The sequence below is a fragment of the Nonomuraea terrae genome, from assembly GCF_004348995.1.
Lineage (GTDB): Bacteria > Actinomycetota > Actinomycetes > Streptosporangiales > Streptosporangiaceae > Nonomuraea > Nonomuraea terrae.
Genome location: NZ_SMKQ01000269.1, coordinates 1 through 10,372, shown reverse-complemented (window position 1 = coordinate 10,372; position 10,372 = coordinate 1). Strand labels below are relative to the sequence as shown.

Sequence of the window (10,372 nt, the reverse complement as noted above, 5' to 3'; positions counted from 1 at the left end):
GGTTCCGGCCGGCGGGCCGGAACCGGCGTGGCGGCGGGGGACGGTGGACATCGACAGGCCCGGGCCTGGGTCCTCTCCCAGCAGGTCCGTCATGGGCAGTCCGAGCTCGGCCTGCACCTCCCGCAGCCGGCGGGCGAACGCACGCGCCGACGCGTACCGCTGCCCGGGCTCTTTGGCCATCGCGCGCAGGATCGCCTCGAACAGCCCGGGCGGCACGTCGGGGCGGTTGAGCGGCGGCGGATCGACGCTGAGCACCCGGTACATCAGCGGCGCGATCGACGGGTCCGACGGGTTGTGGAAGGCGGGCCGCCCGGCCAGCAGGTGGTAGAGGGTCGAGCCGAGCGAGTAGACGTCGGTCGAGGCCGAGTGCGGCTGCCCGGTGAGCACCTCGGGCGCCGCGTGCAGCGGGGTGAACGCGTGCGAGGTGGCCGACACCTCCGCCGAGTCGACGACCCGGGCCACGCCGAAGTCGGCGATCGCCGGCTCGCCGTACCGGGAGATGAGGATGTTCTGGGGTTTGATGTCGCCGTGCAGGACGCCCGCCTCGTGGACGGCGGCCAGCGCGCCGGCCAGCTTCACGCCCGCGCGCAGCACGTCGGGCACCGGCAGCGGCCCCTCGTTGCCGACCTTGTCGCGCAGCGAGCCGTTCTCGAAGAAGTCCATCGCGATGTACGGCTTGCCGGAGCGTGTCACGCCGGTGTCGAAGACGGTCACGACGTTCGGATGGCCGGTCAGGCGGCCGGTGAGCTGCAGCTCGCGCTGGAACCTGCGCATCGTGCGCTGGTCGACCCGGTCGACGGAGAGCACCTTGAGCGCCACCACCCGGTCGAGACGCTCCTGGTAGGCGCGGTACACGACGGCGAACCCGCCCCGGCCCGCCTGATCGAGTACCCGGTAGCCGGGCGCGTCCTCGACTGGCAGCACGTCACTCCCCCTGATAGCGCTCGCGGGCGAGTTTAGTGTGAAATTTCGATACTAGAGGGGGTTCATCAGGTACGCGCCGAAGACCGCGGACGCCGCCGACACGAGCAGGAAGAAGAACACGTAGAAGCCGCCCGGCAGGAGCGTCAGCCGGGCCAGCTGGTCGGCGTCGGAGTCGCGGGCCTGCCGCCGGCGGCGCTTGCGCTGCAGCTCGATGATCGGCCGGATGCCGCCGAAGAGCAGGAACCACACGGCCACCAGGGCGACGACCTGCTGCGCCTCGGCCGGCGCGTACATGATCAGGGCGTACACCGCGCCGCCGGTGACCAGCAGGATGAGCGCGCCGTACAGGTTGCGGATCAGCAGCAACATGCAGACCAGGAACAGCAGCACGCTCCAGATCAGCAGCGTGATGCGCCCCTGCTCGGTCAGCCAGGCGGCGGCCAGGCCCAGCAGCGACGGCGCGAGGTAGCCGGCCAGCGCCGTCAGCACCATGCCGGGGCCGGTGGGCCTGCCCCTGGTCAGCGTCACGCCGGAGGTGTCGGAGTGGAGCCGGATGCCTTCGAGCTTGCGCCGGGTGACCAGCGCCATCAGCGCGTGGCCGCCCTCGTGGGCGATCGTGATCAGCCCCCGGGAGATCTGCCAGGGCATGCGGAAACCGACGAGCGCGAGTGCGGCCAGCGCCGAGACCGCGACGACCCAGGGGTCGGGGTCGGGCTGGACATCGATCAAATGGGCCCAGAGCTTGTCCATCGAGGAGAAACCCTAACCGCTCAGCCTCCTCCCCGGCTCCTGGACGACTGCGCATTTATCCGCATTCCGGGGGGAGCGCGCCGTTCGGCGGGAGCGCGGTCGGTAGGGTCTGCACCGTGGTCACGGAACGGGATTCTGACGCGCGCGTGCCGGACTGGTGGCGAGGGCTGGGACTCCCCGGCCTGATCGACCTGCACGTGCACTTCCTGCCCGAACGGATGGAACGCCGCGTGTGGCACCACTTCCACCACGGCGGACCGCTCATGGGCGAGGGCTGGCCGATCGCGTACGAGTGGCCGGTCGAGCGGCGGGTGGAGCGGCTGCGCGAGCTGGGCGTGCGATCCTTCCCCGCCCTGGCCTACGCCCACAGACCCGGCATGGCGGCCGACCTCAACGCCTGGACCTTCGGCTTCGCCCGCCGTACGCCCGGCTGCCTGCCGTCGGCGACCTTCTATCCCGAGCCGGGAGTCGCGAAGTACGTCAGGGCGGCGCTGGACGACGGCGCCCGGATCTTCAAGGTGCACCTGCAGGTGGGCGGGTTCGACCCGCGCGTCCCCGAGCTGGACGAGGTGTGGGGGCCGCTGGCCGAGGCGGGGGTGCCGGTGGTCGTGCACGCCAGCTCGATCCCCGTGCCGGGCGGCTACGTCGGCGAGGAGCCGATCAGCGAGGTGCTGCGCCGGCATCCGCGGCTGCGGGTGGTGATCGCGCACATGGGCATGCCGGAGTACGAACCGTTCTTCGAGCTGGCCGCCCGCTACGAGCGGGTCGCGCTGGACACCACGATGGCGTTCACCGACTTCTCCGAGCGCGGCATGCCGTTTCCCGAACGACTGCGGCCCGCGCTGCTTGACCTCGGCTTGGCGGGGAAGGTGGTGCTCGGCAGCGACTTTCCGACCATCCCTTACCCGTATGCCCATCAGCTCGACGCACTGGCCCGGCTCGACCTCGGCGACGACTGGTTGCGGGCCGTCTGCTGGAGCAATGGCATGGCCATGATCTGATATGACAGTGAACGATCGGCACGTAGCACTCATCAGCGCTTTCTTCGACGCTCTGGGCCGCGCGGACCTGGCGGCCATGGAGCGCTGCTACCACCCCGAGGTCAGTTTCGGCGACCCCATCTTCCAGGAGGTCGAAGGGCGCGACCGGGTGATGAGGATGTGGCGGATCCAGCTCGGCGTACGCAACGGGCTGACGTCCTCCTACCGCGACGTGCGCGCCGACGACTTCTCCGGCACCGCGCACTGGACGGCCCATTACACCTTCTCCAGCACCGGGCGCGAGGTGGTCAACGAGATCGACGCGCTGTTCAGGTTCGAGGACGACCTGATCGTCCGCCATCACGACGAATTCGACTTCAAGCGATGGTCGAAGATGGCGCTGGGCCGGCCGCACGGGCTGGTGCTCGGGTGGACGCCGATGTGGCGCAGGACCATCAGAGAACGCGCGGCGCGGCAGCTCGACGACCGGCAATCGTCCTAGTCGTCCTTATCGTCCTCATCGGGAGGGAGACCATGGCCAGGGTCAGAGGGTTCAGGCGCAGCGGCGAGGCACGCGAAGAGGCGCCCGAGCACTCGATGGACCCGCGCGCCACGGAGGAGGCCCCCTACCGCCCGACGGTGATCGACAACGCGATCTACCGCGACGGCGAACGGGTCGACAACCCCGGCTCGCTCGCCGACGCCTTCGAACGCCTCAAGCAGATGCCCGACAGCATGGCCTGGATCGGGCTCTACCGGCCCAAGGAATGGGAGCTGGTCAAGCTCGGCGAGGAGTTCCAGCTGCACGAGCTGGCGCTGGAGGACGCGATCGTCGGCTCCCAGCGGCCCAAGGCCGACCGCTACGGCGACACGCTGTTCGTGGTGCTGCGCGCCGCCCGCTACCTCGACGAGGTGGAGGAGGTCGCGTTCGGCGAGGTGCACGTCTTCGTCGGCCCCAACTTCGTGATCACCGTACGCCACGCCGAGGCGCCCGACCTGCAGGGCGTGCGCAGGCGCATGGAGTCGGACCCGGAGCTGCTGCGGCAGGGCCCGCAGGCCGTCCTGTACGCCATCCTCGACGCCGTGGTCGACGGGTACGCGCCGGTGATCGCCGGGCTGCAGAAGGACATCGAGGAGATCGAGGTCCAGGTCTTCGGCGGTGACCCGTCGGTGTCGCGGCGCGTCTACGAGCTGTCGGGCGAGGTGATCGAGTTCCAGCGGGCGACCTCGCCGCTCGTGGGCATGGTCCACGGCTTCATTGCTGGGGCGCCGAAATACGGCCTCAACGACGAGCTGCAGCGCTACCTGCGCGACGTGGCCGACCACGCGATCACCGTGACGGAGCGGATCTCGTCGTTCCGCCAGATGTTGCAGAACATCCTGGTGGTCAACTCGACGCTGGTGACGCAGGCCCAGAACGAGGAGATGGCCCGGATGACCGAGGCCAGCATCCGGCAGGGCGAGGAAGTCAAGAAGATCTCCGCCTGGGCGGCGATCCTGTTCGCCCCCACCCTGGTCGGCACCATCTACGGGATGAACTTCGACTTCATGCCGGAGACGCACTGGGTGTTCGGCTATCCGTTCGCGCTGATGCTGATGGGCGCCGTCTGCCTGGTGCTCTACACGGTCTTCAAACGCCGCGACTGGCTCTGACCCTGCTCACCACGACGCTGTGATGATCAGGCCGATCAGCAGCGTGAGGACGACGACCGCCTGCCAAGCGGGCGCGGGGCGGGGGCTCAGCCGTTCTCCCCGAGGCGGGCCTCCAGGACGCCGAGGCGCTCGGAGAAAGGGGCGATCTCGCGGCGGACGGCTGCGGTCACCAGCTCGGTGAGCGCCTCTGGCGCGGCCTGCGGGGTCTGCGCGCGGAGGTGGACGTAGCCGGCCAGGGCCGCGGACACGGCGCGCCGGGTGAGGCGCAGGTCGGCGCCCAGGGAGCGCAGCACCTCGCCGGCCGTGCCGTCGGGCTCGGCGATGAGGCCGAGGAGCAGGTGCTCGCAGCCCACGTAGTTGTGGCCCAGCGAGGTGGCCTCGGTGACCGAGAGCTCGAGCGCGGCGGCGGCGTGCGGGCCGAACCGTTCGGGCACGCCCGTGCCTGCCTCGGCGGGACGGTGACGGTCGAGCGCGGCCCGCATCTGGCCCTCGGAGATCTCCATGGTGGCCAGCACGCGCAGCGCGAGGTTGGTGCCCTCGCTCAGCATCCCGCCGAGGAGGTGTTCGGTGCCGACGGCGGCGGCGCCTTCCGCGCGGGCCTGCTCGGTGGCGAGCCTGAGCACCGTACGGGTCCTGGCGGTCATGTGGGTCAGGGCGCCGGTCGGCTGCTCCAGGTCGAGCTCGGTCAGAACGGTCTCCCTGATCGCGGTCACCCGGCGCACGGCCTGCTCCAGCGCACGCTGGCAAACCGCCGACACGGGCACCCCCGAGCTCTTCACGGCTTCGGCCAGGTCGTCCGGCAGGTACACGTTGATCTTTGGCATAACCCCACTGTAACCCCATGGGGTTATCCCCCGCAACGCGCGGCCGAAAGTCGCTTCCGGCGTGGGTCTCGACGGCCGTCGGGAGGCGGCGCCGCATGGCGAGGCGGAAGCCGGTGGGCCGGCTTCCGCCTGTGGAGTTGCGGGAACGGGTTATCGGCGGAATCGGGACTGGTTCAACCCGAACATCTCGGCCAGCCCGAGGAGCAGGACGATCACGCCGGTCACGACGTTGCTCCAGATCGTGGCCGTGGTGGCGACGTCGCCACTGACGACCCAGGGAGCGATGATCGTCCATACGCCGATCAGCGGGGCGATCCAGACGATGCCGTGCGTCCGGCCGTAGGCGGACGCGAACCCGAGTGCCAGCGTCGCCAAGGCGACTCCGGCGATCAGGTTGGTCACGGTCAAGGTCGTGAATCCGTCGAACCCGACGATCCACGCGGACATCGCGAGGTAGAGCCCGGCCAGGAACGTGAGCCCGGCGACCGCCCTGGCGGTCGGCGCCTCCGCGGCGAGCTCGTACTTCGCCCGTAGTTCCGCGATGTCGGGGTGCATTCTCATGGTCTCGCCAGCCATGTCTTCCACCACCTTCGAGCATGCAGCGGCATGCGTACGTGAGGTTGTGCGAACGACGGCCATGGACGCGGCGCGTGACGGCGCGGGCCCGTGCCGACTCCGTCCAGGCCGCCCGATTTGTACCTCTTAGTGTGATATTATCACGTTAGGAGAGGTTATGAGTTATGGGGCGACAGGCCGAACGACTCACTGAGCGGGACTACGCGAACCTGCTGTCCTTTCGTGTCGGGCTCCGCCGGTTCCTGAGGTGGAGCGAGCAGCAGGCGGCCCGCGTCGGCCTCACGGCGACCCAGCACCAACTGTTGCTGGCGATCCGCGGGCATGCCGACTCGCGCGGGCCCACCATCGGGGAGGTCGCCGACTATCTGTGCACCCGCCATCACAGCGCCGTACAACTGGCCGACCGTGTGGAGCTGCTCGGTCTCATCTGCCGCACCCGTGAGGAGGGCGGGGATCGCCGTGAGGTGCGTCTCGCGCTGACCCAGGCGGGTCTGGCGAAGCTGGCCCTGCTCAGCGCCGCGCACCTGGAAGAGCTCCGGCGGCTGGCTCCACTGATCAACACGCTGGTGCACCCGGCGCCCGCCGCTCGTCCGGCCGGCTCACGGTGATGAACGAACCGGGCGTCATGACGATCGCGCCGATGTCCCGGAACCGTGACGGGTGTGCGGGATGACCGTCGTCAGGACGCCGGGGGCCTCCGGGGACAGGACGGTGACGGACTCGGCGGTGCGGAGGTAGCCCGTCGAGATCAGGGCGGGTCGTACCGTCTGGCCCTCGGCCGGGAACTGCAGCAGGGTGACGCGGAAGCCCGTGTCGTCGCCCAGCTCCACCGCCCCGTCGCCACGCGACAGGACCTTGAGGCCCGGGTCGAAGTGCCACAGGCTGCGCAGGGTCCCCGAGGCCACGCGGTCGTGCACGGCCATCATGCCGGACCCGTGGGTGACGAACACGCGGCGGGTCCTGCGCACCCCGTACGCGTCGTCGGCCAGCTCGAACGACTGGTGACCAGGGCCGACGCGCGCGTCGAGCAGGCGGGTGGCGGTGCCGGGGCGGAAGGTCGCGCCGGTCGGGATGGGGACGTTGTGGGCCTCGGGTGAGCGGGTCCAGTCGGCGTAGCCGGTGCGCTCGTAGGAGTGGAACCCGGCCTCCACCAGGATCGGGCGGCCGCCGGCGAAGTAGGTGACGCCCAGGTGGTCCTCGTGCCCGTGCAGGCGCCGCCCCGGCCCGAACCTGATCGAGTAGTACGCGGACTCCGGATCGTCCCACGCGCTCCTGCCGAAGACGTATCCGCCGCCGAAGACCCGCACCACCGGCCCATCGTGCGGGAACCCGTCCGCACGGGCGTCGGCGGGGCTGTCGCCGATGGGGACGAGGCGGCCGTCGGGCTGGGTCGCGTGCGCGACGTACGCCTCCAGCGCCCGCCGCCTGGCCACCAGCCGCTCGGGGACCTCGGCCCCGCTCTCGCGGATCGCGCGCAGGGCGACGCCGAGGCGGCGGTGCACGTACAGGCCGTAGCGGGGGGCCTGCTCGTGCAGGGCGCCCTGCGCGTCTATGGCCAGCTCGGCCGAGGCCGTCATCCTGCGTACGGCCAGGTCGCGCCAGCGGGCCCGGCCGAGGCGGCAGGCGACGACGAGGAGAGCGATGTCCTGGTCGAGGCCGTGGTTGTGGCCTGGGCGGTAGAGGCCGGGGTCGGCCAGGAGCTCACCGTGCTCGGCCAGGCTGTCCCACAGTCGCGGGGTGTGCACGTGCTCGCTGAGGCACACCAGGGCAGGGGCGCGCAGCGCGATCGCGTGCTCGGCCCACGCCCACGGGCTGACGCCGGCGCCGCCCCGCGGGTTCGCCCGCATCCAGTGGTCGGCCACCGCCGCGGCCCGGTCGAGACAAGAGCGCTCGCCGGAACGCTCGTACTCGGCGACCAGGCGGCCCAGCCAGCGCAGCGTGTGCAGGTTCAGCGCCCACGAGCGGTTGCCGTGCGGATTCGCGGTCCAGTCGATCTCCGTGCCGAGCTGGACCGGCGGCCGGCCGGCGAACGTCACCAGGCCGCGCATCACCTCCTCCACCTTGACCCAGGGGAACTGGTCGCTCAGGCAGATGGCCCTGCCTGACGTCGTACGGGCACGCCAGAACACGTCGTGGCTCCTGTTTCAGGGCGCGCGGGACCCACGCGCGGCGCGTCGGGAAGATCAGGGAAGGTCGGGACCCTGGTCGGTCCAGCCGGCGGAGAGGACGACCTCGGAGCGCCCGCCGTGACCGCTGTCCGCGCAGGACAGCACCTGCGAGGAGTCCGGGTCGATGATCAGCGTCCGCCGGCCGCCGGAGGGCAGGTCGAAGGCGAACGCCTCTCCGGCGCGCCCGCGCGCGTCCGTGGCGGCGCCCAGGTAGCGGACCTCGGGCAGGTCGGCGAGCGCGCGGTAGGCGGCGGCGCGTACGCCGGGCGCGGACGGCTTGGTCCACAGCAGGCCGCTGAGCGCGTCGGCGAGCAGCCCGTCGGAGCCCGGCGGCAACATCGCGGCCACCCGCTCGCGCAGCGCCGCGGCGTCGGACGGCAGCGCGCTGATCTGCTCGTACGTCAGATCGCGTCCGGCCATGCTGAACGGCGCCCGGCCGGTGACGCGGGTGACCCGGCCCTGCTCGGCGGTCCACGCCTCCCCCTGCCTGGTCACCCACAGCTCGCTCGCACCCGCGCCGTCGCGCAGTTTCCTGACGTGCCAGTAGGTGCCGCCGGAGGTGGACGACGCGGCCGAGGAGGCGGCCGTCAGCAGGATGGACCGGCCGGAGAGAGGCTGGTCGCCGACGCCGGTGGTGAGCAGCAGGAACGCCGTCAGGGCGGCGGCGACGGCGGGGATCGCCAGCCACGACAGCCGCCTGCGCCGCCGCCGGGCCGTCACCCGCCGCCACACCCTGGCCTGGGCGTGCGGGTCGGGCCGCGGCTCGCCGTACAGGTCGTGGATCAGGTCATCCGTCAACGCGCACCTCCCCGAGCCGCGCGCGCAGCTTCTTCCTGGCCCGGCTCAGCCGGGAGCCGACGGTGCCGTACGGGATGCCGAGCGCGGTGGCGATCTCGTCGTGGCCGAGCCCGGCGAGGGCGACCAGCAGCAGCACGTCGCGGTCGCGCCGGTCGAGCCCGGCCAGGGCGGCGGCGAGCTCCGGCCGCAAGCTCTGGGCGCTGACGCGCACGGCCACCGACTCCTCGTGTCCCGGCGTGTCGGTCTCGGGGCCGCAGCGGCCGAGCGCGCGCAGGGTGCGGGCCTCCAGGCGGCGGTGCTTGCCGATGAGGTTCGTGGCGATGCCGTACAGCCAGGCGCGCACTCCCGCGCGGGACGGGTCGTACTGGGCACGCTTGCGATACGCGGTGAAGAACGTCTCGGCGACGATGTCCTCGGCGATGTCGGGGCCGAGGCGCTGGGCGACGTAGGTGTGGATCTCGCCGAAGTACGTGTCGAACACGGCGGCGAACGCGTCGGCGGTGTCCAGGGCCCCGGGTGCGCGGGCGGTCCACGGCACCGTGGTCGCGAGGGTCTCCCCCGTCATGTGCAGCCTTCCGATGTATCAGTGGTCATCTCTTATCACCCGATACACCGGATCACTTTCACGCTTTCCGCCGAGAATTCTGGAAAAAGCGGCGTATGTCCGCCATTTCGGCGTCGAGCTGGTCCTTGGGGAGGTCGCCGAACGGCGTCACGGTCACCTGGGTGCCCTTGCGGGCCCACACGCCCCTGACCACGCCGTCCGCCAGCACGACCGGACGCAGGACGCCGCCGCCGGGGAAGACCCGCTTGGCGTGCTCGGCGGCCAGGATCGGGTCGCGGGTGCGCCAGCCCAGGAGGTATTCGTCGAAGGCGGGCGCGAGGCGTACCGCGGGCTCCTCCTCGGGGGGCGGCGGGACGGCGGCGGTCAGGCGCCAGGCCGTGCGGGCCTCTCCCAGCGGCAGCCCCGACCAGGCGGCGAGGTCCTCGGGGGCGGACGGGTGGTGGGCGCGGCGGTAGCGCACGGCCAGCTCCCTCAGGGCGCGCTCGCGGTCAGGCTCGGCCGCGACGGGCGCGCCGAGCCAGTCGGCGGCGTGCACGTACGTGGGCTTGCCCGCGCGGAGCGGGCCCAGCACGGCCAGGCCGTGGCGGGCGGCCAGCGCCACCAGGTGCACGACGCCCTGGCCGCGCGCCCGGCCCGCCAGGCGCTCCTCCAGCTCGGCCTTGGTCAGCGGGCCCTGCCCCTCCAAAGCTCCTGTGATGAGGGCGAGCAGGTCGTCGCCGGTGACGCCCTCCTCGGCCAGGCGGCGCAGGGTGTTCGCCGGGCTGCCGGTCAGGGTCTGGATCCAGGGCAGGTCGTCGGCGTGGACGAAGTGCAGGGTGCCGCGCGGGCCCCACGTCCTGACGATCTCGCGGGCCTGCCAGACGTCCTCGACCTCGGCCGCGGTCAGGGTTGCCGAACGGGCGCGGAAGGCGAGCAGCGCCGAGGGCACGTCCTGGGCCTGCATCGCGCCGAGCCGCCGGACGATCTCGCCCGCGCCGGCTCCCGGCGGGCGGTGCAGGAGCTGGGCCTCGACGCTTCTGGGTGCGGTCATCGCAGGAGGAGGCGGTCACGGAGGCGGGTGGGGACGGGGGTGCGGGCGCGTACGGCGCGGCGGAGGGCGTCGCTGCGTGCCCAGGCCGCGGTGGCGGCCTGGGC

12 protein-coding genes are annotated in these 10,372 nt (G+C 71.8%); 4 read left to right on the top strand and 8 right to left on the bottom strand.

Annotation, left to right across the window (positions count from 1 at the left end):
* Together E1286_RS42860 and E1286_RS42855 are read right to left on the bottom strand one after the other, a co-directional pair.
* Nucleotides 1–924, bottom strand: a 924-nt coding sequence (locus E1286_RS42860; RefSeq protein WP_132622442.1) for a serine/threonine-protein kinase, incomplete at its 3' end; no start/stop codon positions are given.
* Nucleotides 925–975: 51 nt separating this feature from the next.
* Entirely contained in the window at nt 976–1,674 is a 699-nt protein-coding gene (locus E1286_RS42855) for a M50 family metallopeptidase (protein WP_132622440.1), read from the bottom strand.
* A gap of 116 nt (nt 1,675–1,790) precedes the next feature.
* Here E1286_RS42855 and E1286_RS42850 point away from each other — a divergent pair, with 116 nt between their 5' ends.
* The 3 genes from E1286_RS42850 to E1286_RS42840 are packed head-to-tail and all read left to right on the top strand — an operon-like array spanning nt 1,791 to nt 4,307.
* A complete protein-coding gene (locus E1286_RS42850) occupies nt 1,791–2,675 on the top strand; it encodes an amidohydrolase family protein (RefSeq protein WP_165970171.1) in 885 nt (294 codons plus the stop codon).
* Nucleotide 2,676: 1 nt separating this feature from the next.
* On the top strand, nt 2,677–3,156 hold the full coding sequence (locus E1286_RS42845) for a nuclear transport factor 2 family protein (protein ID WP_132622438.1): 480 nt from the start codon (nt 2,677–2,679) through the stop codon (nt 3,154–3,156).
* 32 nt (nt 3,157–3,188) lie between these two features.
* Nucleotides 3,189–4,307, top strand: coding sequence for a magnesium and cobalt transport protein CorA (locus E1286_RS42840; RefSeq protein WP_132622436.1), 1,119 nt, complete (start codon nt 3,189–3,191; stop codon nt 4,305–4,307).
* A gap of 86 nt (nt 4,308–4,393) precedes the next feature.
* Here E1286_RS42840 and E1286_RS42835 read toward each other — a convergent pair whose 3' ends face one another.
* Nucleotides 4,394–5,131: a Clp protease N-terminal domain-containing protein gene (locus E1286_RS42835; protein WP_132622434.1), complete on the bottom strand. Its 738-nt coding sequence runs from the start codon at nt 5,129–5,131 to the stop codon at nt 4,394–4,396.
* A gap of 150 nt (nt 5,132–5,281) precedes the next feature.
* On the bottom strand, nt 5,282–5,707 hold the full coding sequence (locus E1286_RS42830) for an SPW repeat protein (protein WP_223190891.1): 426 nt from the start codon (nt 5,705–5,707) through the stop codon (nt 5,282–5,284).
* Between the two features lie 164 nt (nt 5,708–5,871).
* On the opposite strand from E1286_RS42830, the gene E1286_RS42825 reads away from it, so the two are divergent.
* On the top strand, nt 5,872–6,315 hold the full coding sequence (locus E1286_RS42825) for a MarR family transcriptional regulator (protein ID WP_132622432.1): 444 nt from the start codon (nt 5,872–5,874) through the stop codon (nt 6,313–6,315).
* Between the two features lie 15 nt (nt 6,316–6,330).
* On the opposite strand, the gene E1286_RS42820 is transcribed toward E1286_RS42825, so the two are convergent.
* From E1286_RS42820 to E1286_RS42805, 4 genes are read right to left on the bottom strand one after another with little or no spacing between them, the layout of a single operon-like run.
* Nucleotides 6,331–7,836: a heparinase II/III domain-containing protein gene (locus E1286_RS42820; protein WP_246075650.1), complete on the bottom strand. Its 1,506-nt coding sequence runs from the start codon at nt 7,834–7,836 to the stop codon at nt 6,331–6,333.
* A gap of 54 nt (nt 7,837–7,890) precedes the next feature.
* Nucleotides 7,891–8,673: a CU044_5270 family protein gene (locus E1286_RS42815; RefSeq protein ID WP_132622430.1), complete on the bottom strand. Its 783-nt coding sequence runs from the start codon at nt 8,671–8,673 to the stop codon at nt 7,891–7,893.
* Nucleotides 8,663–9,238, bottom strand: a complete 576-nt coding sequence (locus tag E1286_RS42810) for an RNA polymerase sigma factor (RefSeq protein ID WP_132622428.1) — start codon at nt 9,236–9,238, stop codon at nt 8,663–8,665. The genes E1286_RS42815 and E1286_RS42810 overlap by 11 nt, the downstream gene beginning before the upstream one ends.
* A gap of 58 nt (nt 9,239–9,296) precedes the next feature.
* On the bottom strand, nt 9,297–10,268 hold the full coding sequence (locus E1286_RS42805; protein WP_132622426.1) for a winged helix DNA-binding domain-containing protein: 972 nt from the start codon (nt 10,266–10,268) through the stop codon (nt 9,297–9,299).
* Between the last annotated feature and the right edge of the window lie 104 nt (nt 10,269–10,372).

Bases quoted from the DNA above. Each gene is read 5' to 3' on its own strand.
- E1286_RS42855 (WP_132622440.1), bottom strand. From the start codon at position 1,674: ATGGACAAGCTCTGGGCCCATTTGATCGATGTCCAGCCCGACCCCGAC.
- E1286_RS42845 (WP_132622438.1), top strand. From the start codon at position 2,677: ATGACAGTGAACGATCGGCACGTAGCACTCATCAGCGCTTTCTTCGAC.
- E1286_RS42840 (WP_132622436.1), top strand. From the start codon at position 3,189: ATGGCCAGGGTCAGAGGGTTCAGGCGCAGCGGCGAGGCACGCGAAGAG.
- E1286_RS42835 (WP_132622434.1), bottom strand. From the start codon at position 5,131: ATGCCAAAGATCAACGTGTACCTGCCGGACGACCTGGCCGAAGCCGTG.
- E1286_RS42830 (WP_223190891.1), bottom strand. From the start codon at position 5,707: ATGGCTGGCGAGACCATGAGAATGCACCCCGACATCGCGGAACTACGG.
- E1286_RS42825 (WP_132622432.1), top strand. From the start codon at position 5,872: ATGGGGCGACAGGCCGAACGACTCACTGAGCGGGACTACGCGAACCTG.
- E1286_RS42810 (WP_132622428.1), bottom strand. From the start codon at position 9,238: ATGACGGGGGAGACCCTCGCGACCACGGTGCCGTGGACCGCCCGCGCA.
- E1286_RS42805 (WP_132622426.1), bottom strand. From the start codon at position 10,268: ATGACCGCACCCAGAAGCGTCGAGGCCCAGCTCCTGCACCGCCCGCCG.